General features: G+C 36.3%; 21 protein-coding genes. 10 read left to right on the plus strand and 11 right to left on the minus strand.

Going from position 1 to position 23151, the window contains the following annotated elements:
- The first annotated feature begins 22 nt into the window (after nucleotides 1-22).
- Together ABJH90_RS01455 and ettA are read left to right on the plus strand one after the other, a co-directional pair.
- Nucleotides 23-205, plus strand: a complete 183-nt coding sequence (locus ABJH90_RS01455) for a CAL67264 family membrane protein (protein WP_297702568.1) — start codon at nucleotides 23-25, stop codon at nucleotides 203-205.
- An 89-nt stretch (nucleotides 206-294) separates the two neighbouring features.
- Nucleotides 295-1986 (plus strand): energy-dependent translational throttle protein EttA, encoded by a 1692-nt coding sequence (gene ettA / locus ABJH90_RS01460; RefSeq protein ID WP_348141793.1) that lies wholly within the window; start codon nucleotides 295-297, stop codon nucleotides 1984-1986.
- Between the two features lie 28 nt (nucleotides 1987-2014).
- On the opposite strand, the gene ABJH90_RS01465 is transcribed toward ettA, so the two are convergent.
- Together ABJH90_RS01465 and ABJH90_RS01470 are read right to left on the minus strand one after the other, a co-directional pair.
- A complete protein-coding gene (locus ABJH90_RS01465) occupies nucleotides 2015-2824 on the minus strand; it encodes an MBL fold metallo-hydrolase (RefSeq protein WP_348141794.1) in 810 nt (269 codons plus the stop codon).
- Between the two features lie 58 nt (nucleotides 2825-2882).
- Entirely contained in the window at nucleotides 2883-3344 is a 462-nt protein-coding gene (locus ABJH90_RS01470) for a GNAT family N-acetyltransferase (protein ID WP_348141795.1), read from the minus strand.
- Nucleotides 3345-3512: 168 nt separating this feature from the next.
- Here ABJH90_RS01470 and ABJH90_RS01475 point away from each other — a divergent pair, with 168 nt between their 5' ends.
- A complete protein-coding gene (locus ABJH90_RS01475; protein WP_348141796.1) occupies nucleotides 3513-4400 on the plus strand; it encodes a hypothetical protein in 888 nt (295 codons plus the stop codon).
- Between the two features lie 172 nt (nucleotides 4401-4572).
- Here ABJH90_RS01475 and fumC read toward each other — a convergent pair whose 3' ends face one another.
- Complete coding sequence (fumC, locus tag ABJH90_RS01480; RefSeq protein WP_348141797.1) at nucleotides 4573-5970, minus strand: class II fumarate hydratase; 1398 nt, start codon at nucleotides 5968-5970, stop codon at nucleotides 4573-4575.
- 152 nt (nucleotides 5971-6122) lie between these two features.
- On the opposite strand from fumC, the gene ABJH90_RS01485 reads away from it, so the two are divergent.
- A complete protein-coding gene (locus ABJH90_RS01485; protein ID WP_348141798.1) occupies nucleotides 6123-6296 on the plus strand; it encodes a hypothetical protein in 174 nt (57 codons plus the stop codon).
- Between the two features lie 45 nt (nucleotides 6297-6341).
- Here ABJH90_RS01485 and ABJH90_RS01490 read toward each other — a convergent pair whose 3' ends face one another.
- The 4 genes from ABJH90_RS01490 to prfB all read right to left on the minus strand — a co-directional run bounded on the left by ABJH90_RS01490 (nucleotide 6342) and on the right by prfB (nucleotide 11435).
- Nucleotides 6342-8876: an outer membrane beta-barrel protein gene (locus ABJH90_RS01490; protein WP_348141799.1), complete on the minus strand. Its 2535-nt coding sequence runs from the start codon at nucleotides 8874-8876 to the stop codon at nucleotides 6342-6344.
- A gap of 436 nt (nucleotides 8877-9312) precedes the next feature.
- Nucleotides 9313-9801: a hypothetical protein gene (locus ABJH90_RS01495; protein ID WP_348141800.1), complete on the minus strand. Its 489-nt coding sequence runs from the start codon at nucleotides 9799-9801 to the stop codon at nucleotides 9313-9315.
- Nucleotides 9802-9942: 141 nt separating this feature from the next.
- Nucleotides 9943-10290 (minus strand): arsenate reductase (glutaredoxin), encoded by a 348-nt coding sequence (gene arsC, locus ABJH90_RS01500; protein ID WP_348141801.1) that lies wholly within the window; start codon nucleotides 10288-10290, stop codon nucleotides 9943-9945.
- A 49-nt stretch (nucleotides 10291-10339) separates the two neighbouring features.
- A protein-coding gene (prfB, locus tag ABJH90_RS01505) for a peptide chain release factor 2 (RefSeq protein WP_348141802.1) occupies nucleotides 10340-11435 on the minus strand; the annotation gives its coding sequence in 2 pieces (ribosomal slippage) (nucleotides 10340-11371 and nucleotides 11373-11435; 1095 coding nt in all).
- Nucleotides 11436-11520: 85 nt separating this feature from the next.
- On the opposite strand from prfB, the gene ABJH90_RS01510 reads away from it, so the two are divergent.
- Nucleotides 11521-13923 carry a zinc-dependent metalloprotease gene (locus tag ABJH90_RS01510; protein WP_348141803.1) on the plus strand — a complete coding sequence of 801 codons (2403 nt, stop codon included), beginning with the start codon at nucleotides 11521-11523 and terminating at the stop codon, nucleotides 13921-13923.
- Between the two features lie 19 nt (nucleotides 13924-13942).
- Nucleotides 13943-14965, plus strand: a complete 1023-nt coding sequence (locus tag ABJH90_RS01515; RefSeq protein WP_348141804.1) for a GntG family PLP-dependent aldolase — start codon at nucleotides 13943-13945, stop codon at nucleotides 14963-14965.
- Here ABJH90_RS01515 and ABJH90_RS01520 read toward each other — a convergent pair.
- Nucleotides 14960-15283 (minus strand): YegP family protein, encoded by a 324-nt coding sequence (locus tag ABJH90_RS01520; protein WP_348141805.1) that lies wholly within the window; start codon nucleotides 15281-15283, stop codon nucleotides 14960-14962. The genes ABJH90_RS01515 and ABJH90_RS01520 overlap by 6 nt on opposite strands.
- Before the next feature lie 109 nt (nucleotides 15284-15392).
- Nucleotides 15393-15719 (minus strand): YbaB/EbfC family nucleoid-associated protein, encoded by a 327-nt coding sequence (locus tag ABJH90_RS01525; protein ID WP_348141806.1) that lies wholly within the window; start codon nucleotides 15717-15719, stop codon nucleotides 15393-15395.
- 111 nt (nucleotides 15720-15830) lie between these two features.
- On the opposite strand from ABJH90_RS01525, the gene ABJH90_RS01530 reads away from it, so the two are divergent.
- The 3 genes from ABJH90_RS01530 (at nucleotide 15831) to ABJH90_RS01540 (ending at nucleotide 20419) form a co-directional block, all read left to right on the plus strand.
- On the plus strand, nucleotides 15831-17924 hold the full coding sequence (locus tag ABJH90_RS01530; RefSeq protein WP_348141807.1) for a S9 family peptidase: 2094 nt from the start codon (nucleotides 15831-15833) through the stop codon (nucleotides 17922-17924).
- Between the two features lie 70 nt (nucleotides 17925-17994).
- Entirely contained in the window at nucleotides 17995-19035 is a 1041-nt protein-coding gene (locus ABJH90_RS01535; RefSeq protein ID WP_348141808.1) for a cysteine synthase family protein, read from the plus strand.
- Between the two features lie 124 nt (nucleotides 19036-19159).
- Nucleotides 19160-20419 (plus strand): aminotransferase class I/II-fold pyridoxal phosphate-dependent enzyme, encoded by a 1260-nt coding sequence (locus tag ABJH90_RS01540; RefSeq protein ID WP_348141809.1) that lies wholly within the window; start codon nucleotides 19160-19162, stop codon nucleotides 20417-20419.
- 51 nt (nucleotides 20420-20470) lie between these two features.
- Here ABJH90_RS01540 and ABJH90_RS01545 read toward each other — a convergent pair whose 3' ends face one another.
- Entirely contained in the window at nucleotides 20471-21589 is a 1119-nt protein-coding gene (locus tag ABJH90_RS01545) for a GTP cyclohydrolase (protein ID WP_348142781.1), read from the minus strand.
- Between the two features lie 105 nt (nucleotides 21590-21694).
- Nucleotides 21695-22795: a transporter gene (locus ABJH90_RS01550; protein ID WP_348141810.1), complete on the minus strand. Its 1101-nt coding sequence runs from the start codon at nucleotides 22793-22795 to the stop codon at nucleotides 21695-21697.
- Nucleotides 22796-22881: 86 nt separating this feature from the next.
- Between ABJH90_RS01550 and ABJH90_RS01555 the strand changes: the two genes are divergently transcribed.
- On the plus strand, nucleotides 22882-23148 hold the full coding sequence (locus ABJH90_RS01555) for a DUF4834 family protein (RefSeq protein WP_348141811.1): 267 nt from the start codon (nucleotides 22882-22884) through the stop codon (nucleotides 23146-23148).
- Nucleotides 23149-23151 lie beyond the last annotated feature (3 nt).

Raw genomic sequence — 23151 nt, forward strand, 5'->3', positions numbered from 1 at the left:
AAGTCCAACTAAACTAACTAACATGGGAATGAACAAGAATACAGTCCTTGCCTGGGCTACTTTTATAATGATTTTTGTCGGCTTCGGATTAATTGCCCTTGGCGCATTTCGTTACGATGATGTGGCCGGATGGGGGTTTGCCTCCGTAGGAATTGGTTTCTTTGCCATAGCGTGGGTATTTAATGCATTAAAAGGGAGGGTTTGAACCCTTTTACACCCCATATATTTCTTTATTTATCAATAGGTTTATGACTTCTTGATTTATTTTTATTATTCAAAAAACATATTAAGTTTATGGCTGACGATAAGAAGGTAATTTTCTCTATGTCCGGGGTTACTAAAACCTACAAAAATGCCAATACTCCGGTTCTTAAAAATATTTATTTGAGCTTCTTTTATGGGGCCAAAATAGGAATACTCGGCCTTAATGGTTCGGGGAAGTCTACCTTATTGAGGATAATAGCTGGTGCAGACAAGAATTATCAGGGAGATGTGGTGTTTTCGCCGGGTTATAAGGTTGGCTATTTGGAACAAGAACCCTTACTTGATGAAAATAAGACAGTACTGGAAATCGTTAAGGAGGGCGTCTCAGAAACTGTTGCCATCCTCGATGAATACAATAAGATTAATGACATGTTTGGGCTGCCTGAAGTATATGAAGATGCGGATAAAATGCAGAAATTAATGGACAAGCAAGCCGATCTGCAGGATAAAATTGACGCTTCAAACGCCTGGGAACTAGACACCAAACTTGAAATTGCTATGGATGCTCTGAGGACTCCTGAAGCAGATATGAAAATTTCTGTGCTCTCGGGCGGTGAGAGAAGGCGGGTGGCCTTGTGCAGGCTGCTTTTACAGGAACCGGAAATATTATTGCTCGATGAGCCAACTAACCATTTGGATGCTGAATCTGTTCATTGGTTGGAACACCATCTGGCACAGTATAAAGGAACTGTTATTGCGGTAACTCATGACCGTTATTTCCTGGATAATGTTGCGGGCTGGATTCTGGAGTTAGATAGGGGAGAAGGTATTCCATGGAAGGGAAATTACAGTAGCTGGCTGGATCAAAAATCCAAACGTCTTGCACAAGAAAGTAAACAGGCTTCTAAACGTCAGAAAACGCTCGAACGGGAATTAGATTGGGTACGCCAGGGTGCTAAGGGCAGGCAGGCTAAGCAAAAAGCCCGACTCAAAAATTATGATAAATTGTTAAGTCAGGATCAAAAACAACTTGATGAAAAGTTGGAGATCTATATTCCAAATGGACCCCGGTTGGGAACCAATGTTATTGAAGCTAAAAATGTAAGTAAAGCTTTTGGGGATAAATTACTTTACGAAGATTTAAATTTTAAATTACCACAGGCTGGAATAGTTGGAGTAATAGGACCTAATGGTGCTGGTAAAACTACTATTTTTAAAATGATCATGGGTGAGATAGCTCCAGACAAAGGTGAATTTATTGTGGGTGAGACGGCCAAAATAGCCTATGTAGATCAAAGTCATTCAAATATTCAGAAAGATAAGTCTATCTGGGAAAACTTTAGCGACAGTCAGGAATTGGTAATGATGGGAGGAAGACAGGTTAATTCCAGAGCGTATTTAAGCCGGTTTAATTTTTCCGGGAGTGAGCAGAATAAAAAAGTAAATATGCTCTCCGGAGGTGAGCGCAATCGATTACATCTTGCAATGACTTTAAAAGAGGAAGGCAATGTTTTATTATTGGATGAGCCTACAAATGACCTTGATGTAAACACGCTACGTGCATTGGAGGAAGGATTGGAGAATTTTGCCGGCTGTGCCGTTGTAATTTCTCACGATCGTTGGTTTTTGGATCGTATTTGTACGCATATTCTCTCCTTTGAAGGGGATTCACAAGTATATTTCTTCGAAGGTTCTTTCACAGAGTACGAAGAAAATAAAAAGAAACGTTTAGGTGCAGATATTATGCCTAAAAGAATAAAATACAAGAAGTTAATCCGGTAAAATCGCACTGTTTTTTTAGCGCACTTTTTTAAAAATCATCATTGGGATACCAGTCCAGCTGTATCACACTGATTTCTGGATTGCCCTTATTTACCAATTCTTTAAATTTATTTACATCACTCACATCCGGTCTGCCTCGATAATGATAAGGATAAACTTCTTGTGGTTTAAATTCAAGTACGGCATCTGCGGCGCTTTCTTCGGTCATAGTATAAGGCAGGTTCATACAAATAAACGCCTTGTCTATTTTTTTTAATGAGCGCATTTCAGGGATGTCTTCTGTATCTCCAGAGAAATAAAGACGTTGACTGTCAAGATTCAAAATATAGCCATTTCCCCTTCCTTTTTCGTGAAATGCCTTAGCTTCTTCCCTCAAATTATACATAGGGATGGCTTCAACGGTAATACCAAATCGTTCTTTTGAATCTCCATTATTTAAAACATCTAACTGAGGTGTAAACTTTGATGGGATTTTATCTGCTACGGCCTGTGGAACCATAATCTTTGCATTGGATGTATTTAATTCCTCTAGTGTTTCCACGTTTAAATGATCTCCATGTACGTCTGTGATCAGAATTAAATCGGGTTGCCTTTGGTTTTTAAATACCTCAGCCCCCCCAACTGGGTCTACATAAATGGTAACATCTCCCCACTCAAGGACTGTGGTGGCGTGTTCAACAGGAATTATTTTAATTTCGGATTGAGGTTCAGGCGGCGGCGGTACTTGTTCACCATATTGAGGTTCTGAATTAAGATTGGGTCCTGTTTTTGACTTTTCTTTACATCCGGTTATAAATAAAGTGCAAATAACTATAATGGGAATTATGACGTTCTTCATGATAAGGACTTAAGTTAATATCGCTGTGTTTAAATTAAAGATATTCAATAATTGGTTATTATAAAACAAGCTGCATTTTTATATTGCTTCTTTCATAAGGAGTATCCTTTTCCATTACTACTTCCCTAAATCCAAACTTTTTATAGATATAAATGGCAGGTTCCAGGATAGTATTTGAATACAGAAGTAATTCTTTCCAATTTTGACTTTGGGCAAAAGCAATTCCATGCGCCATAAGTTTCTGTCCAATTTTTTGCCCTTGATAAGCCCCATCAACAGCCATTTTACCTAGTTCATATATGGAATTGTCTAACCTAATCAACGAATAACAGCCCACAATTTCTGAGTCTATCTCCGCAAAAAAAATATATCCACCTTCGTCAATGATGCTACTTTTGCAATTTTCCAGTAATTCAGCATCTTTAGGTTCAACATAAAAGTGCTTCTCAAGCCAAGATAAATTCAGATCTCTGAAGTATTTGGCAAGGCTCGGTCTAAAAGGGATTATTTTCAAAGACATTATTGGGATTCTAATTTTAGGATAACTAAAGTTAATATAAGGTTATACTTGTTAAAATTATTTAATTATTTTTTTAAAAGAAAAATCTAAAAGCAAATCTATACCGTATATAGACTTATACAAACAAACACTTTTAAAAAGTAAAAAAGCTTAATTAACATTTACATCATGACTGAAACAAAAAGTAACAACGGATTAAAAGTAATAGCTGGTTTATTAGCTGTAGTCCTATTAGGTACTATAATTTACACTGTTAGTCTTTATCAGGATAAGAAAAAGACCGCAGTAGCTCTTACTCAGGAAAAGGATCTTGTAGTGGAAGATTTGAATAGCTTGAAGTCTGAATATGACAAAGCAATCTTGGAAAGCAATGCTACAAATGAAGAATTGGTATCTGCTAGGGATAGAATTGCAAAGTATATTGACTCTGTTAAGACTATGAAATCTGATATTGCTTCCCTTTCAAGATACAGAAGACAGGTTAGCGTTCTTAAGGAAGAAAGAGAGCAATTACTGCGTCAGGTAGATTCTTTGACCAAGTCTAATACTTTTATAGCAATGCAAAGAGACAGTACTTTTGTTGAATTGGAAAAACAAACTGTGTTTAACGATTCATTGGTAGTGCAAAATACTCAGTTGGCCGATGCTGTTGAAAAAGGTTCCGCTTTAAATTTATCTTCTTTTACAGTTGATGCTGTAAGAGAGCGTAATAATGGTAAATTAGTATCTACTTCCAGAGCTAAAAGTACGGACAAATTTAAAATCTGTTTTACTGTTGCTGATAACGTAATAGCCGAAGCAGGAGATAGACAATTCCTTGTTGAGGTTTTAGATCCTCAAGGTAATGTATTAGGAGGAGGAATGTCTAAATCTAGTGAAGACGGTGCCTCTGTATCTTATAGCAAGGAAACCGATTTCTACTACGAAAATAATGATTTGGATGTATGTGATTTTATAAACAAACCATCTGGTGATTTCCAAAAAGGAAATTACATGGTAAATGTTTATGATGACAAACTTAAATTACTAGGAACATCTAAGTTCATATTGAAGTAATAAACACTATCCATTAATAAAAAAGGGTCAATCTTTAGGTTGGCCCTTTTTTATTGAAATAATTCTGTATTCAATACAAATAGCTGGTGTTGAAGGCAAATCCTCAGGAGTTACTGCATATGTCTTCCTATGATAATTATAAATTCAATCACCCAAGTTTGGAACGAGAATTCTATTTTAGACCACCTACCATCTCCTCAGGTTTAACCCACTCATCATATTCTTCTTTGGTGACATATCCCAGATTAACAGCTTCTTCCTTTAAGGTTGTCCCATTTTTATGTGCTGTATTAGCTATTTCTGCAGCTTTGTAATATCCAATTTTTGTATTTAATGCTGTTACCAGCATTAATGAATTGTTCAATAATTCTTTTATGACCTCGTGATTAGGTTCTATGCCTACCGCACAATTTATATCAAAACTAATTGCAGCATCTCCTAAAAGCTGAGCAGATTGCAAAACATTAGCGGCCATTAAGGGTTTAAAAACATTTAACTCATAATGTCCCTGCGTACCTCCTATAGTGACTGCAACATCATTGCCCATAACTTGTGCGCAAACCATGGTAAGCGCTTCACATTGGGTTGGGTTAACCTTACCTGGCATTATAGAACTTCCCGGTTCATTGGCAGGAATTATGATCTCACCAATTCCGGATCTTGGACCTGATGCCATCATTCTTATATCATTAGCAATTTTATTCAGGGAAACAGCTAATTGTTTTAATGCGCCATGGCTTTCAACCAACGCATCATGTGATGCAAGGGCTTCAAACTTATTAGGAGCTGTTTTAAACTTAAGTCCGGTAAATTCAGAAATATATTTGGCTACTAAAACGTCGTAGCCTTTAGGCGTGTTTAATCCGGTACCCACTGCAGTGCCGCCTAATGCCAATTCACTTAAATGGTCTAAAGTATTTTCTAGTGCCCTTATCCCGTGATCTATTTGAGAAACATAACCCGAAAATTCCTGTCCAAGTGTTAAAGGAGTCGCATCCATTAAGTGCGTGCGACCAATTTTAACCACATTGCTAAATAGCTCTGCTTTTTCATTGAGGGTATTGCGTAATTGTCTTAATCCGGGAATAGTAACCTCAACAATCTTTTTATAAATTGCAATATGCATTCCCGTCGGAAATGTATCATTTGATGACTGCGATTTGTTAACATCATCATTTGGTTGAATTGTTTTCTCTCCTTCACCAATCACTTTACCAGCCAATTCATGTGCTCTATTGGCAATAACTTCATTTACATTCATATTGCTTTGTGTACCGGAACCGGTTTGCCATATAACAAGAGGAAATTGGTTATTGTGATCTCCTGCGAGTATTTCATCACAAACTTGGGCAATAAGATCTCTTTTTTCTATTGATAAAACCCCTAATTCACAATTTGTATATGCCGCGGCCTTCTTCAAATAGGCAAATCCCAGAATCACATCTAATGGCATAGAAGCCGGAGGACCAATTTTAAAATTATTACGTGATCGTTCAGTTTGCGCACCCCAGTATTTATCGGATGGGACCTTTACCTCACCCATGGTGTCTTTTTCAATTCGGAAGCTCATAATAGTGTAGTTTTTATATCAACAAAGATAATATACGAATGCATATTTTGATTGATGTATTTTGAAATTTAAGGTAACTCAAATTTTTTTTTACCTTTGACTTGTTGAAATTACCATTTTCAAAGTATCTTTGTGTTCCAAAGAATAATAGTATGTTCGAATTTGATCAATATTTGGGGCTTTTAGCCTTTTTCACCGTTATTACCATAGGTTTTTGGTTAATGATGTTATTATTATTATTTATCGTTCCATATTGGCTGGGGGGCAATCTTATAGAAATATGGAAAGAAAAACGTGAAGCGAAAAGAGCCCAACGTAGCGAATAAAAAAAGAAGCCGTCTGGCTTCTTTATATTTTAGTTGTATTTGATTTTAAGATCCTTCAAATTCAAAATCATCTCCATTACCATTTCTTCTTCTGTTCCCATTTCTTTGGTTCTTTTTTTGATTGAAGCGATATAAAAAGGACAATGTAATTTGTCTTTCCCGCCATTGAAATTCACTATAGGTAAATACATTATCCGTACGGGTTTCACTTCTTCTTTTTCTGCTGTTTAAAAGATCACTTACATTGAGCGAAAGTGTAGCCTTGTCTTTAATTATGTCTTTACTAAAAGCCAAATTAGTACTCAAAATACCTTTTCTCTTGCTTTGTGCATTTTCCGTTGGCCCCCTATAAAATAGATTCGCCTGAAAATCTATTTTACCTGGAAGCGGAATTTTTGCACTAAACCTGCTGAACCAAGCCAGGTTATCTGCATCAAAAATTTGAGTTATTTCCTCTTGCTGAGAATTGGTATAAGTATAGTCTCCTCGTAATTGCTGATTAAAAACATTAAAATTTAATGTAAAGCGCCAATTTCTTTTAGGAACGTAGATGGTTGTAAATTCCATTCCATAACGAGTGTCTGTTGCAAGATTTATAGGAGTTCTAACTTGTACAGGAACAAAAACGGGCTTGTCAGGGTCATCCGGGTTTTCAATTTCAACAAAATCTCCTGTCTCCAGTGTTATAAATTGAAATACACCTGTAGAATAATTGTAATACGCTGAAGCAGTTAAGGTTACCTTATCCCATCGTTTTAGGTACTCAATATCAAAAACATTGGAATAAGTTGGATTTAAATCCGGATTACCCAGAAACAAATTTGTATTGCTCGATCTCGAGGGAAAAGGATTGATAAAACGCGACCGGGGCCTTCTCAATCTTCTGCTATAACTAATATTTATCTTATCCAATTCAGAAAAATCATAACCAATAAAAATAGAAGGAAACCAATCTACATAGTTTTTATTATTTATTTCATTTGTAGTGACCAATTCAATTCCGATATCAGAGGCCTCCATTCGCAAGCCTCCCAGAATATTAAACTTCTTAAACTTTCTACCTAACTGAACGTATGCGGCATTTATATTTTCTGTATATATAAGCCGGTTGCTAAAATTGGGATCACTGATTAAATTTCCTTCCTCTAATATTCCGAATTTAAAATCTGTATCAAATGTATTAAAAGTACCCCTGTAACCCAATTCAAATTGTGATTGCTTGTCCTTGCTAAATGGAAGCACATATTCCATTTGAATAAGCTGGTTTATTTGTGCTTCATCATTAATAGTTTGTTCTGTGGGAAGTTCATCATTTTCGCCAATTACAATTTCGTTAATAATCGAGTTTTCAATTTCAGAGCCAGTTGAATATTGATAATCAATTACCATTTCATGGCCTTTATCATCGAATTTTTTCAAAAAATTAAACGAATACTGTATGTCGTTTTCATCTTCACCTTCGGCCGTAAATCTATTTCTTTGTACAGTGGGATTCCCGTTGGCGTCAAAATTAAAAAAATCAATATCCACTGTGTTGTCGCCGTTTGAGGACCTGTAGACAAATGAATTTGTAATACTCATGGTCGGGTTTATGAATAATTCAAAACCAAAATTGTTATTGAATCCGTTCCTTTCTCTTTGGTATTCCCGTATTTCATCTTGAAAACTAGCTGTAGTTCCATCCGGATTGAAGTTTTCCTGTTCATACAATGCATTACCCGGAGCATTTCTGTAACGATAAGTTGTATTAATAAAGAAATTGAATTTCTTACGTCTTAGATTTAAGCTGAGGGCACCTCCATAATTATCAGGGTAACCGGCAAATAGATTGACAGATCCGTTTAAGCCAGAATTTTTTCCCTGTTTGAGTATTATATTAATGATACCGCCAGTACCCTCGGCATCATAGCGCGCTGAAGGGTTTGTTATCACTTCTACTTTTTCAATGGTTTCTGCCGGTAATTGTTGTAATGTTTCTGGATTAATTCCAGATAGGGCAGAAGGCTTCCCATTTATCAGGATCCTTACACTTTCATTTCCTCTTAAGCTAATATTTCCCTCGACATCTACAGTTACGGAAGGGATATTGTCCAAAACATCTGTCACGGATCCACCTCTTACCGTAAGATCCTGGCCTACATTGTATATTTTCTTATCGAGACGAAGTTCTATTGTAGTCCTTTCCCCAATTACTTCTACTTCTTCCAATTGCTCCACATCTATTTGTAGCTCTATGGTTCCCAGATCAGTTGATACGCGAAAGTTTTGAGTTTTTAGGTCATATGTTTTATAGGAAATATGTTCTATTCGCACATTGTATTGTCCAGGGAAAGTTTCCACATTAAACTGACCATTAGCATCAGTTAATCCACCTGTAACACGTTCGGGATTTCGTATTGACTGAAGAACTAGGGTAGCGTATTCCAGGGGCTCACCTGCATCCGAATCGATAACAGTTCCTGTAATATTAATTGGATCTGGTCTTTGAGAATGTAAAGATAAATGGATAAATAAACAGATTAGGGCAATTGGTATTACCATATGGTAATTACGCATGTTTTGCCCGTTTTTTCTTTTCATATTTTTAATTATTCTCAAAAATTGATATATCTCCATTATAAATCAACCTATAGAATTTAATTTTCTTAGTTCAAAGTTGTGATTAATATGGCAAAACAAGAAACAATCTTCTTTGAACGACATAAGGAGTGCAGTGAACAGCAGGCTTAGGTTTTAAATCAGCGCAAATGTTCTTCGATGGAATGATTAGGTAATTGGCGTATGGTATTTTGAGAATACTTCTAACGGTGTAGTTTAATATTAAGCATCAAAAGGAATAAGATGCCTACAAATATTAGTTGGTTAGAGCTTTTCTTTTAAATTAAATTGTAAGTATTGTAGCTCTTTTTTTTTCATTTGACAACGCCGATCGGGAATTAACATAACTCAGATATTTTCATTTTAGTCTAGACTTGTACAAGGGCCTTTATAGTTTACTTGTTGATGCCTAAATTCCTTAACCCTCAGAATTCTTTTTATCTTTGTTTTTCTTTTTCTTTTTCTTTTGTTTTTTTATCTTATTATACCCTTGCTTTTGTAGTTCGACCAGTTGGTTGAATTTATCTTCCGGAAGACCTGCCTTTAACTCCTCTTTTTGATTTTCCCGTATTTTTTCAGATGCTTCTCTAGTTTTATCTGCAGGCAATTTTAAAATTTGAAGTTCAATGCTTTGTTGCACATACTTGGTAAGGATAGAAGAAACCACAGCTTGCTCAAAGTCATTTAGTTCTAAGGCCTCTATGATTTTTGGCATTTCTCTACCTACTATTTCTTCGGCAGTAAGATTTTCAGGTTTACTTTGAGGTTCCTCCATGCGGGGGATTGGACTATTTCGTCTGGAATTCCTATTATAGCCATTATTATAACCATATTGAGCAGTTGCTTCTGGAATTACAAATAGTACGAATAAAAACACTAAGCCGATATATTTAATGTTGAACTTCATTCTTTTTCAATATTTAGTAAAATTAAGCCAAGGATTATTCTTAAGCGGTTAAATGAAAGTTAAAACCGCTATGACCTTAAACAAAATTACAATATAAATCAAAACTTACCATAATGTAGAAATGGGGCTTGAAAATTTCCCCTACTGCCCTAACAATTCTATTATACTTGCGGAGGGTCTGCCAATAACAGCTTTATCTCCTTTTATTACTATTGGACGTTCAATTAATTTGGGGTATTTTATCATGGCATCAATAATCTCTTCATCAGATAGAATTTTTCCTTTAAACTTTTCTTTCCATATTGTTTCATTTTTACGTACCAATTGAAGAGGACTTAAAGACAAATAGTCTAAGACTTTGCTCAACTCCTGCTTTGAGGGAACTTCCTCAAGATAGTTGATGATTTCAAAATCTTTTCCGGAAGATTCAACTATTGCCAGACCCTCCCGGGATTTGCGGCATCTGGAATTGTGATATATTTTTATCATTGTTGGCGAATTATTGTTTTCTAATGTTTCATAATCATAAAAGATTCAACTAAACTTCCTTTTGCCCCATGGTCATTAGATAAGCCTTTAGAAATTCATCAATTTGCCCATCCATTACAGCGTCCACATTACCCGTTTCTCTTCCTGTGCGAACGTCTTTGACCAATTTGTAAGGGTGCATTACATAATTCCTGATCTGCGAGCCCCATTCTATCTTCATTTTTGAAGATTCTATTTCGCTTCGGGCTTCCTGTTTCTTGCGCAATTCAATCTCATAAAGCTGAGATTTTAACATCTTAAGTGCTGTAGCTCTATTATCGTGTTGCGACCTGGAATCAGAACATGAAATTTGAATGCCAGTAGGCTTATGCACTAACTGTACTTTTGTTTCCACTTTGTTCACATTCTGTCCGCCTGCTCCGCTAGACCTGGAAGTAGTAATTTCAATATCCGATGGATTTATTTCTATTTCAATGCTGTCATCAACCAAGGGGTAAACATATACAGAAGCAAAAGAGGTATGCCTCTTGGCATTACTATCAAATGGAGAGATGCGCACAAGCCTGTGAACGCCATTTTCTCCTTTCAACCAACCAAATGCAAATTCACCATCAATTTCTAAAGTAACAGTCTTAATACCTGCCACATCACCTTCCTGATAATTGAGTTCCTTTATCCTGAAACCATTTTTTTCACTCCACATCATGTACATTCTCATAAGCATGGCGGCCCAGTCACAACTTTCCGTTCCTCCTGCACCTGCAGTAATTTGAAGAACTGCAGTCATTTCATCTCCTTCTTCAGAAAGCATGTTTCTGAATTCTAGATTTTCTATGGCCTCTAGTGAAGTATTGTATTGATGTGTTACCTCCTCATCAGATACTTCCCCTTCCTTTGCAAATTCCAAAAGGATTTCCAGGTCATTTACGAAATCCTCTGCGGCTTTGAAATCGGTAACCCATTTTTTTTTGGATTGTACAAGTTTCATTTGTTTCTGTGCAGATTGGGGATCGTCCCAAAAGTCAGGAGCCAGAGTTTTTTCTTCTTCGTTTTCTATTTCTATTAGTTTGGCATCAATGTCAAAGATACCTCCTCAACGCGCCAAGGCGTTCTATAAGATCTTTATGTTGATCTGATGTTGTCATTAAATTGAATTTTCATCAAAAATAAAGCTAAAGTATGGTTGTGCAATCAATTTTGTATAAATTTAAAAATTCAACCAACACCATGATGAAAAATTATTTTTATACTTTTTTTCTATCTCTTTTTTATTGTTCTTTAATAAATGCACAATTTACCGAAAAGAGTAAAGCCTTTCAAAAGCATGAAGGGTTTTATGATTTCTATTATGATGGAAGCAGTGATAAGATTTACCTGGAGATTGATGAACTTGAAAAGCCTTTTCTTTATGTGTATTCCTTAAGTAGTGGAATTGGAAGTAACGATATAGGTTTAGACAGGGGACAACTTGGAAATGAGCAAGTTGTATATTTTAAGAAGACAGGAAATAAACTGCTCCTTGTTCAACCAAACTTAAAATACAGGGCAATTACCAACAATGACCTGGAAAAAAAATCTGTGGATCAGGCTTTCGCCAAATCGGTGCTTTTCGGTTTTAAAATAGTGGAAGAGTCTACAGGTAAATATATTATTGATATCAGCGATTTTTTAATTCAGGATGCTCATGGGGTGGCAAAAAGGCTTAAGCAAAAAGAGCAGGGATCTTACACTCTTGATAAGAGTAAAAGCGCCATGGCACTCGAGAGAACAAGGGCATTTCCAAAAAATGTTGAGTTTGATGTCACACTTACCTTTAAAGGCGATTCCAAGGGTAATTTTATCAGATCAGTTTCTCCCAACCCAAATTTGGTAACCGTGGCGCAACACCATTCATTTATTGAGCTGCCTGATGCAAACTATAAAGAAAGGGTTTTTGATCCCAGAAGTGGTTCGTACCCGTTTTCATATTATGATTATGCCACACCTGTGCAGGAACCTATTCTCAAGCGATTTATTACCAGACACCGTTTGTCTAAAAAGAATCCAGAGGCTGAAGAGAGTGAGGCCGTAGAACCTATTATATATTATTTGGACAACGGTACCCCCGAACCTGTAAGAACGGCCTTATTAGAAGGCGGCATATGGTGGAACCAGGCTTTTGAAGCAATAGGCTATAAAGATGCGTTTCAGTTAAAAATATTGCCAGATGATGCTGATCCTTTAGATGTAAGATATAATGTTATTCAATGGGTGCACCGTTCTACAAGAGGTTGGAGTTATGGCAGTAGTATTACAGACCCCAGGACGGGTGAGATAATTAAAGGACACGTAAGTTTGGGTAGTTTAAGGATCAGGCAGGATTTTTTAATAGCGCAGGCCTTGACGAATAAACCTTTTGAAGAAAGGGATGATAATTATAATGTGATGCTTGAATTGGCTTTGGCACGAATAAGGCAATTGTCTGCTCACGAAATTGGTCATACACTTGGGTTTACACATAATTTTGCCGCAAGTACGAATCAAAGAGCTTCGGTAATGGATTATCCGCATCCTCAGTTTAAAATTGTAAATGGGGAAATAGATTTTTCAGAGGCTTATGACACCGGAATTGGGGAATGGGACAAAACTACTGTTGCCTACTCCTATTCAGAATTTGCAAAGGGAACTGACGAAAAGCAAGCTCTGAATAAGATACTGGCAGAGGCCGCCGTCAAAGGACTTCGCTTTATATCCGATCAGGATGCCCGGCCTTTTGGTGGAGCACATACCTTGGCGCATTTATGGGATAACGGAAAGAGTGCCAGTGCAGAACTGCAAAACGTTTTGAATGTCAGGGAAATTGCTATTGGAAACTTTTCTATAGACAACATTCGTAAAAATGAACCAAATTCAGTTTTGGAAGATGTTTTTGCTCCCCTTTATTTTTTTCACAGATATCAGACAGAAGCTGTGGCTAAATTGATTGGTGGGCTCGACTATAACTATGCTGTTAAAGGCGATGGTCAGAAAACAGTTGAAATCCTTGATAAAAGTTCGCAGATTAAGGCACTTAAGGTGCTGTTGGAAACATTGGATGCGAATGTGATAGCCATCCCAAAGGAAAAATTATCATTATTTCCACCAAGAGCCATCGGTTACCCTAGAAACCGTGAGTCTATTGTTGGTAGGACAGGAGTTACTTTTGATGCGCTCTCTGCCCCTGAAACAGCCTCAGATATGACCTTAGCCTTATTGTTACATCCTGAAAGAGCGTCGAGATTAATACAGCAAAAAAGTTTAGATACCCAGCAAATTGGACTGGAATATGTTCTTAGTCAGCTAGTTCAAAATACGATTGAAAAAACCCTGAAAGATCCATATTTCAATGAGGTCCAGAAATCAATTAATTACCGCGTACTTTTTCATATTATGAATCTGGCAGGCCATAAAGGTGTACATCCCCAGGTAAACGCCATAGCAAATCACAAGCTTAAATCAATTAAAACATCTTTACAATCTAGCAAGAATAACGTAGATGCCATGGAAATGATAAGAAGGGTTAATTACTTTTATAGCGAACCCGATAAATTCAAGGTTATAGAAGTTTCTAAAATACCAGACGGATCTCCAATTGGTATGGATTGTATGAATTAGATGATACATTAAAAGGTCTATGAAAATAAATTTAATTAGTGATACGGTTACCAAACCTTCACCCGGCATGTTAGATGCCATGATGTCTGCAGATGTAGGTGATGATGTTTTTAAGGCTGATCCAACAGTTAACAGGCTGGAAGAAAAGGTAGCTAATTTGTTTAGCAGGGAAGCTGCATTGTTTTTCCCCAGTGGCACAATGACAAATCAAACTGCAATAAAACTTCACACCAAACCAGGGGATCAATTGATTTGTGATAAGTATGCCCATGTCTATAATTATGAGGGTGGGGGAGTAAGTTTTAATAGTGGTGTTTCCTGTAAATTAATTGATGGTCATCGAGGTATGATGACCTCTCAACAGGTTGAAGAGGCGATAAACCCGCCTGATTTTTACCATAGCCCTTTGACTTCTTTAGTTTGCGCAGAAAACACTACCAATAAAGGTGGAGGAGCGTGTTGGAATTTTTCTGAACTGGTTCGTATTAAAGAAGTTTGTCAAAAGCATGGTCTGGCGTATCATATGGATGGGGCCAGGATATGGAATGCTTTGATTGAAAAAGGGGAAACTGCAAAGCAGTATGGGGAATTATTTGACACCATTAGTGTTTGCCTTAGTAAGGGACTGGGATGCCCGGTGGGTTCCGTTTTAGTAGGTGATAAAGATTTGATAGATAGAGCCTTGCGCATTAGAAAAATATTGGGTGGGGGTATGCGACAGGCTGGTTTTATGGCTGCGGCTGGCATTTATGCGCTGGATAACCAAATTGACCGTCTTGCAGACGATCATAAAAAAGCAAAAGAAATTGGTACACTACTTAAAAGCTTACCATTTACTAAGAAAGTGGAGCCTTTAGAGACCAATATTATAATCTTTGAAATAGATGAAGAGTATTTAAGCGTAGAGGATTTTATTCTAAAACTTCACAAAAAAGACATTTCTATAATTGGTATGGGAAATGGTAAATTACGCATGGTAACTCATATGGACTACACTGATCATATGCACGAAACTTTACTAAAAACTTTAAAAACGCTATAAGTTTTCAGGCTTGTTTAGGGCAGCTATTCTTTTTTTAAGGTTTTTTATGCCGTTCTCCATTCCTGCCTCTGACCCATAAAGCTGGCTATTGCCTATGAGCTGCCCCTTTTTATCCTTTAGGTTAAAAAGGAAATTTCCAGCATGGTCGGTCTTACGCTCAAAAATATATTGTTGTTTATCGAGCAGATTCAAACCACTAACAACATTCTTAATCTCTTCTTTACTTGAAAACCCAACACTATAAAACAGCGCATTACCACTGGGGGTGTTTAGAGAGAAATTATAGGTGTTGTTTTCCTCCTTATTAATCTTTATCATAAAGTGAGTTTTTTCTTAAATGTATTAAAAATCAACCAACTTTCATACTTAATTAACTATTCGGAGAAGCTTATTTACGTTGACAATTTTTGATAATGTCAATATATATTTATTTGAAAAAGGAATCCATACCTGGAATATCAGGCATTCCTTCTTTAGCTACTGCGGCTAATTCTGCTTCATTTATTTCAGTCGCTTTTTCTATAGCCTTGTTTAGGGTAAGGACCAGATAATCCTCCAATTGTTCCTTGTCCTTTAGGAGATGATCATTTATAGCAATGGCCTTTAAAGTTCTATTAGCCGTGATGGTTACGGAAAGAAGGTTGTCGGACGATTTTTCTTCAAGTATAACTGAATTTAATTTTTCTTTAGTGGCTTTTACCTTTTCCTGGGTTTCTTTTAGTTTTCCCATCATTCCCATTAAGTCTCCAAACATATTGTTCTATTTAGTGTTGCTAAAATCAAAATTACTAAATTGTGCCCTTTAAAATTAGTTTTAGTGATATACTTTCTTAAAAGGAGAATCGTTTTATTAATTATTCTTATCATGGCCGTTTCATGCCAGAATCAAAATCAAAATATGGAAGTAATGAACGCCCCCACGGCTAAAAGAATACCTGTCAAATTAGAAAAGCATGACGATATACGCGTAGATGACTATTTGTGGCTAAACCAAAGGGACAACAAGGAGGTACTGGCTTATTTGGAAGAAGAAAATAATTATTACAACGCCCTTACCAATCATACCAAATCTTTCCAGGAGGAATTGTTTGAGGAAATGAAAGGACGAATAAAGGAAGATGATTCTTCCTTGCCGTACAAACTAAATGGTTATTGGTACATAACAAGGTATGAAATTGCGAAGGAATACCCAATCTATTCCCGAAAAATAGGCAACCTTGAATCGGTTGAAGAAATAATTTTCAATTGTAATGAACTTGCAGAGGGGCATGAATATTATGACCTTAGAGGTGTTACTGTTAGTCCGAATAACAAACTCGCAGCATTTGGTACGGATACAATAAGCAGAAGACAATACCACATTCAGATAAAAAACCTTGAAACGGGTGAAATTTATCCTGATAAGATAGATAATACTACCGGAAGTGCAGTCTGGGCGAATGACAATAAAACATTATTTTACACAAAGAAAGATCCGGTTACTTTGAGATCTGACAAGATATACAAGCATGTTCTGGGCCATCCAAGTGAGGAAGATGAATTAATATTTCATGAGCAGGATGATACCTTCAATACGTTTGTCTACAAATCAAAATCCAAGAAATATATAATCATTGCTTCATATAGTACGTTAACATCTGAATTTCAAATACTTAATGCTGACAACCCCAATGGGGCTTTTAAATTATTCTCGGAAAGAGAAAGAGGCTTGGAGTATTCTATTTATCATTTTGAAAACAATTTTTATATTCTCACAAATAAAGATGAAGCTACCAATTTCAAATTAATGAAGGCTGATGAGAAAAATACATCTTCTGAAAATTGGGAAGAATTTATTTCACACAGGCCCGATATTCTCCTTCAGGATATTGAAATATTCAAGGATTACTATGTCCTCACAGAACGCGATAATGGCCTTAATAAACTAAAGATTACAAAATGGGATGATTCTGACAGCTATTATATTCCATTTGATAATGAAACTTATGTTGCATATCCTTATACAAACCCTGATTTTGATACGGATATTTTTCGTTATGTATTTAATTCAATGACTTCGCCATATGCCATAATTGATTTCAATATGAGTACTAAGGTGAAGGAAATTAAAAAAGAACAAGAAGTATTAGGAGGTAAATTTAAAAAAGAGAATTATCGTTCGGAACGAATATGGGCAACAGCACGCGATGGTGCAAAAGTACCTATCTCTTTGATTTATCACAAAGACACCAAATTAGACGGAAATAGTCCGCTTTTACAATATGCCTATGGTTCATACGGCAGTACCTCAGATCCTTATTTTTCAACTGTTAGGTTAAGCCTTTTAGACAGAGGTTTTGTTTATGCTATTGCACATGTGCGGGGTGGAGAATATCTTGGCAGGCCTTGGTATGAAGAAGGAAAACTCCTGAACAAAAAAAATACTTTCACAGATTTTATTGATTGTTCCAAATTTTTGATTGAAAAAAAATATACCAGTAAAGAGCATTTATATGCTTATGGCGGTTCTGCCGGTGGTTTGCTTATGGGTGCAATCGTTAATATGGCTCCTGGTCTTTATAAGGGGGTGATAGCGGCGGTTCCTTTTGTAGATGTTATTACAACGATGCTGGATGATTCAATCCCCTTAACTACCGGAGAATTTGATGAATGGGGTGATCCAAATAAGAAAGAGTACTATGACTATATGAAATCTTACTCGCCATATGATAATGTTGTCGCACAAGATTACCCTAATATGCTTGTAACCACTGGATTACATGATTCTCAGGTTCAATATTGGGAACCAACTAAATGGGTCGCAAAACTCAGAGCTTTTAAAACAGATAAGAATGAACTCTTTCTTTATACCGATATGGATGCCGGGCATGGGGGAGCCTCCGGAAGATTTGAGGCATTGAAGGAAACTGCTAAAGAATATAGTTTTCTAATAGATTTAGAAGGTAAAACGGGTGAATAAAAAAAAATATAGTAATTTTGTCGCCAGATTAGAATCTATTAAAAAAGAAATATTTAACTAACCTTTCTTTATGGATAATAAGATAAATGCTCATAACTCGATCCTTGATTTAATAGGGAACACTCCACTCGTTAAGCTAAACCAGATTACTTCACCGCTAACAGGCAATTTTTACGCAAAGATTGAAGCCTTCAATCCGGGGCACTCCTCTAAAGATAGAATAGCCTCATATATTATTGATGAGGCAGAAAAAAACGGCGTTCTTGAGCCAGGTAATACAATTATTGAGACTACTTCCGGGAATACAGGTTTTAGTATTGCGATGGTGAGTATTATAAAAGGCTACGAATGCGTACTGGCTGTTAGTTCCAAGTCTTCGAAGGACAAAATTGATATGCTCCGTTCTATGGGTGCAAAAGTATATGTTTGTCCTGCTCACGTAAGTGCGGATGATCCCAGATCATATTATCAGGTTGCAAAACGCCTGCATGAAGAAATTAAGGGATCTGTCTATATTAATCAATATTATAATGCACTAAATATACTAGCACATTATAAAACCACCGGTCCTGAAATATGGGAACAAACAAATGGTAATATTACTCATTTGATAGCCTGTAGTGGTACAGGTGGTACTATTTCGGGTACTGCCCGATTTTTAAAGGAGCAAAACCCGAATATTAGGATTATAGGAGTTGATGCTTATGGATCTGTTTTGAAGAAGTTTCATGAAACCGGGGAATTCGATAATGATGAAATTTATCCCTATAGAATAGAAGGTCTAGGCAAAAACTTGATTCCTGATGCCACTGATTTTAAGGTTATTGACGAATTTATCAAAGTTACAGATGAGGAAAGTGCTCACACCGCAAGGGAAATTTCCTGTACTGAAGGCATTTTTGTCGGATATACTAGTGGAGCCGTTATGCAGGCAGTTAAACAATTAAGTGCCCAGGGCGAATTCACTAAAGATAGCAATGTAGTTGTTATATTTCCTGATCATGGTTCCAGATATATGAGTAAGATATACAATGATCAGTGGATGAGTGACCAGGGCTTTTTTGACAGTAAAAATGTTGAAGAAGAGCAGCAAGTTCAATATGTGAAATAAACAATTTAGAATACGATATTGAAGGCAACAGTAACCCACTGTTGCCTTTTTTTTTGCCAATTAAAATAATTTATGAATCGTGATCAAAATTCCATAATTTTGTGGACTAACCAAACGAGGCCAGATGAAAGATTTATTTGCTAGAATCATTGAGAATAAAGGACCTTTGGGTAAATGGGCATCCCAGGCAGAAGGGTATTTTGTTTTTCCAAAATTGGAAGGCCCTATTTCAAACCGTATGAAATTTCAGGGAAAAGAAGTTATTACCTGGAGTATTAATGATTACCTGGGAATGGCTAATTTACCTGAAATTAAAAAGGTAGATGGGGAAACTGCTACTGAATATGGAGCTGCATATCCCATGGGCGCACGAATGATGAGTGGACATACAGATTTTCATGAGCAATTAGAGAACGAATTAGCTGATTTTGTCAATAAAGAATCTTCTTATCTGCTTAATTTTGGTTATCAGGGCATTTTATCTACAATTGATGCCCTTGTTTCTAAAGATGATATTATTGTTTATGACGTGGATTCCCATGCCTGCATAATAGATGGAGTTCGTTTGCATATGGGCAAACGATTTACATTTGTGCATAACGATATAGAAAGCTTAAAAAAGAATTTGGAGCGCGCTACTAAAATGGCAGAACAAACCGGTGGTGGAATTCTAGTGATCTCTGAAGGTGTTTTTGGAATGCGTGGGGAACAGGGTAAGCTTAAAGAAATTGTTGCACTAAAAAAAGAATATAATTTCAGGTTATTGGTAGATGATGCCCACGGTTTTGGGACACTGGGCAAAACTGGAGCCGGAGCTGGAGAAGAGCAAGGTATTCAGGACGATATTGATGTATATTTTGCAACATTTGCAAAATCTATGGCAGGAATTGGCGCGTTCTTGGCTGCCGATAAGGAAATTATTGATTATTTGAAATATAACTTGCGCTCTCAAATGTTTGCAAAATCACTTCCGATGATCTATGTGAAAGGAGCATTAAAACGCCTTGATATGCTTCGCTCAAAGCCTGAATTGAGAGAGAAACTATGGGAAAATGTAAATGCCTTGCAAAATGGACTTAAAGAAAGGGGCTTTGATATTGGGACGACCACAAGTTGCGTTACACCTGTTTATCTTAATGGCAGTATTCCTGAGGCAATGGCTTTGGTCAAGGATTTAAGAGAGAATTATGGTATATTTTGTTCAATAGTCGTATATCCGGTAATTCCTAAGGGAATGATTTTGTTGAGAATGATACCTACAACAACTCATACTTTGGAAGATGTTGCAGTAACATTGGATGCATTTTCGGCGATAAGAGATCGCTTGCAGAATGGCACATATAAGAGATTATCTGCTGCTGTGGCAGCCGCTATGGGAGAATAACCTATCTTAAAGGCAAGGCCTAAAGTATCTGAAGTATTTTATATAAAGTTTCTATAACTCTTTTCTATAGGTTCTTCGGCGTTTATAAATTTCCGGATCAAAATGCTTCCATAATTGACGGATGGCCACATTTTCTTCTAATTCGGGAGTTCTGTAACAATTCCTTATTTTTTTTGCCTGAAAAACTTTGTGATATTCGTTCATAATTATTGCGGTTACCCCTTTATTCTGATACTCGGGATGAACTCCAATCAGGTAAAAAATAACATCTCTGCTATTTTTTTTGGCATTTAAAAGAAACAGGAAACCAAGTGGAAACAATCTGCCATTGGATTTTTGCAATGCTGGGCCATATGAAGGCATTACTATAGCAAATGCTATAAGTCTGTTATTACTATCAATTACAAACTTTATATACTCAGGATTAACTAAACCAATATATTTATTCTTAAAATATGCTTTTTGCTCTTCAGTTAAAGGAACAAATGAAGATAACTTTGCATATGTCTCATTAAACAAATCAAACATCTGATCTGCCCAGGGCATAATATCTGCGGATTTCGTAAAATTCATTTCCCTTAAACCATACCTCTTTTTTATTAATGCCTGAATTCTAATAAAGTGTTCAGGCTTGGTGTTGCTGGCAGGAAATTTATTTTCCATATATTCCTTTTCCTTTATAAAGCCATGGTGATCATAATGGTTTTTATAATAAGGATGATTGTACCAGGTAATCATTGTTCCCATACTATCAAAACCTTCAACTAATACGCCCACTTTATCCAGATGTGAAAACCCTACAGGACCTTCCATAAAATCAAGGTTATTGTTTTTACCAATTTCTGCTACTTTTTCGAGCAATGCTTTTGAAACCTCCAGGTCATCAATAAAATCAAACCAGCCAAAACGCATTTTTGAGATTTGTTGTTCATTTACCTCTATCCGATTAATAATAGCGGCAACTCTTCCTACCAATTCACTTTTCTTATAGGCAAGAAAAAACCTGGCTTCTGCATTATTAAAGTTGGGGTTTTTTTGTTTGTCAAATGATTCTAGTTCATCTGAAATAAGGGGAGGGACCCAATATGGAGAATTTTTATAAAGGGAAAAAGGAAATTTTATAAACTTTTTTAAATCCGATTTTGTAGTAGCTTCTTCGAGCCTTACCATACTATATAATTGTATGGTCAAGATAAGAGATATTTGGTGAAGGAATCAATTTTTAAGACAATTTTCACTATTACAAAACACAAACAGCCCATCGAAGAGTGTTTCTTAGAAGTCAATTACTCCGTTGTCAGAAGTTTTCTTTTTTTTGTCTTTTTTTCTCTGCTTTTTTAGATCTTTTTTTGATGGCCCCAAATCTATATCTTCGGCCCCTTTTCCTTTATTCCGCCCTTTAGCTTTTTTAGTCTTTTTATTTTTCCGCATAGAATTCTTCTTAATTGCCCCACCATTTTGACCAGCCTTCTGATCTTCTATTGGGATCAGGACGTCCTTATGTAAATCTACTCTATATGATGCTCCAACTGAAACAAAAAGTCTGCTTGGAGAATTCTTGAAGCTGCCACCAAGATTTGCATCAACCTGAAAATTTTCATTCACCAAATACGCTCCACCACCTCTTAACAATACATCGGCATAACGATCACTGCTAACGCCCTGGTTCTCTAAAAATACACTCCATTTAGGATTTCTAAGTGCGTGGGATAACGAAAGTGTATAGCCCAATTCCGGGTCATCAGTGGCAATTCTATCATAGGAAATATTGGAGATCAAAACAAATCTGGGTGTAAGTCTACTCTGAGTTGCAAGCATTACCCTGGGAGAAAAAGTAGGGTCTGCAGGATAAAATGGGTTGTCGCCTATAACAAAATTGGCACCTGCATATACAGAGACTGCCGGGATTAAATTTTTAAATTGAAATTTGTTATTGGCTCTCCAACTGTACAAGTTTGGTTTGTTACTTTCCGGATCTTTAAAGGGATCAAAGATCAAATACTTTGCCCCAAGACGGTTTCTTGAAAAATTTGTTCTTGATTCTTGAAACCCCAGGGAGTCGTATGTGATAATCTGATTTTGGTAAGTCCCTTCCCAATTTAACTCCAGATTCTCTAATAACAAGCCATAGCGAACTGAAAAATCCAGGCCGTATATATTTGAATCATAATTCAGATCTGAGTGGTCCCGTTTTTCATACGAAAATCCCAATTCTAGCTGAGGGACTCCTTTTCCCACTGCATAGGCACTTACAGATAAACCTGGTCGATTAGAATTAATTACATCTGTATATTGGCAGATACCTAATAAAGGGGTCAACAATGCCAATAAAAAAAGGGCATTTTTAAGAATATTTAGCTCAATAACTCGAAACATCAGGTATATTTTATTATTATTTTATGAATTTTGTAATGTTAATACAACGTTGGAATTGTATTTTTGATATATAGAATACAGACATTATGGGTTTTTTAAGAACAATTTTAATAATTCTACTGGTATACTATATGCTCAAACTATTTGCTAAATGGTTTGGTCCGAGAATATTTGGCTATGCTGCGCGAAGGACAGAAAAACATTTTAAAGGAAAATTTGAACAATTTCAAGGCTATCAAAATCAAGAGGAGAATACTAATGAAGGAGAGATTAGTATCGATAAAAAAACGGTACGAAAGAATAAGGATTCCGAACAATTAGGGGAGTTTATAGACTTTGAAGAAATTGAATAACCA

Source organism: Eudoraea sp., from assembly GCF_039969275.1.
Lineage (GTDB): Bacteria > Bacteroidota > Bacteroidia > Flavobacteriales > Flavobacteriaceae > Eudoraea.

What these genes read in the sequence shown, in the direction of transcription:
- ABJH90_RS01455 (WP_297702568.1), top strand. Translation starts at nt 23, where the DNA reads ATGGGAATGAACAAGAATACAGTCCTTGCCTGGGCTACTTTTATAATG.
- ettA (WP_348141793.1), top strand. Translation starts at nt 295, where the DNA reads ATGGCTGACGATAAGAAGGTAATTTTCTCTATGTCCGGGGTTACTAAA.
- ABJH90_RS01465 (WP_348141794.1), bottom strand. Translation starts at nt 2,824, where the DNA reads ATGAAGAACGTCATAATTCCCATTATAGTTATTTGCACTTTATTTATA.
- ABJH90_RS01470 (WP_348141795.1), bottom strand. Translation starts at nt 3,344, where the DNA reads ATGTCTTTGAAAATAATCCCTTTTAGACCGAGCCTTGCCAAATACTTC.
- ABJH90_RS01475 (WP_348141796.1), top strand. Translation starts at nt 3,513, where the DNA reads ATGACTGAAACAAAAAGTAACAACGGATTAAAAGTAATAGCTGGTTTA.
- fumC (WP_348141797.1), bottom strand. Translation starts at nt 5,970, where the DNA reads ATGAGCTTCCGAATTGAAAAAGACACCATGGGTGAGGTAAAGGTCCCA.
- ABJH90_RS01485 (WP_348141798.1), top strand. Translation starts at nt 6,123, where the DNA reads ATGTTCGAATTTGATCAATATTTGGGGCTTTTAGCCTTTTTCACCGTT.
- ABJH90_RS01490 (WP_348141799.1), bottom strand. Translation starts at nt 8,876, where the DNA reads ATGAAAAGAAAAAACGGGCAAAACATGCGTAATTACCATATGGTAATA.
- ABJH90_RS01495 (WP_348141800.1), bottom strand. Translation starts at nt 9,801, where the DNA reads ATGAAGTTCAACATTAAATATATCGGCTTAGTGTTTTTATTCGTACTA.
- arsC (WP_348141801.1), bottom strand. Translation starts at nt 10,290, where the DNA reads ATGATAAAAATATATCACAATTCCAGATGCCGCAAATCCCGGGAGGGT.
- ABJH90_RS01510 (WP_348141803.1), top strand. Translation starts at nt 11,521, where the DNA reads ATGAAAAATTATTTTTATACTTTTTTTCTATCTCTTTTTTATTGTTCT.
- ABJH90_RS01515 (WP_348141804.1), top strand. Translation starts at nt 13,943, where the DNA reads ATGAAAATAAATTTAATTAGTGATACGGTTACCAAACCTTCACCCGGC.
- ABJH90_RS01520 (WP_348141805.1), bottom strand. Translation starts at nt 15,283, where the DNA reads ATGATAAAGATTAATAAGGAGGAAAACAACACCTATAATTTCTCTCTA.
- ABJH90_RS01525 (WP_348141806.1), bottom strand. Translation starts at nt 15,719, where the DNA reads ATGTTTGGAGACTTAATGGGAATGATGGGAAAACTAAAAGAAACCCAG.
- ABJH90_RS01530 (WP_348141807.1), top strand. Translation starts at nt 15,831, where the DNA reads ATGGCCGTTTCATGCCAGAATCAAAATCAAAATATGGAAGTAATGAAC.
- ABJH90_RS01535 (WP_348141808.1), top strand. Translation starts at nt 17,995, where the DNA reads ATGGATAATAAGATAAATGCTCATAACTCGATCCTTGATTTAATAGGG.
- ABJH90_RS01540 (WP_348141809.1), top strand. Translation starts at nt 19,160, where the DNA reads ATGAAAGATTTATTTGCTAGAATCATTGAGAATAAAGGACCTTTGGGT.
- ABJH90_RS01545 (WP_348142781.1), bottom strand. Translation starts at nt 21,589, where the DNA reads ATGGTAAGGCTCGAAGAAGCTACTACAAAATCGGATTTAAAAAAGTTT.
- ABJH90_RS01550 (WP_348141810.1), bottom strand. Translation starts at nt 22,795, where the DNA reads ATGTTTCGAGTTATTGAGCTAAATATTCTTAAAAATGCCCTTTTTTTA.
- ABJH90_RS01555 (WP_348141811.1), top strand. Translation starts at nt 22,882, where the DNA reads ATGGGTTTTTTAAGAACAATTTTAATAATTCTACTGGTATACTATATG.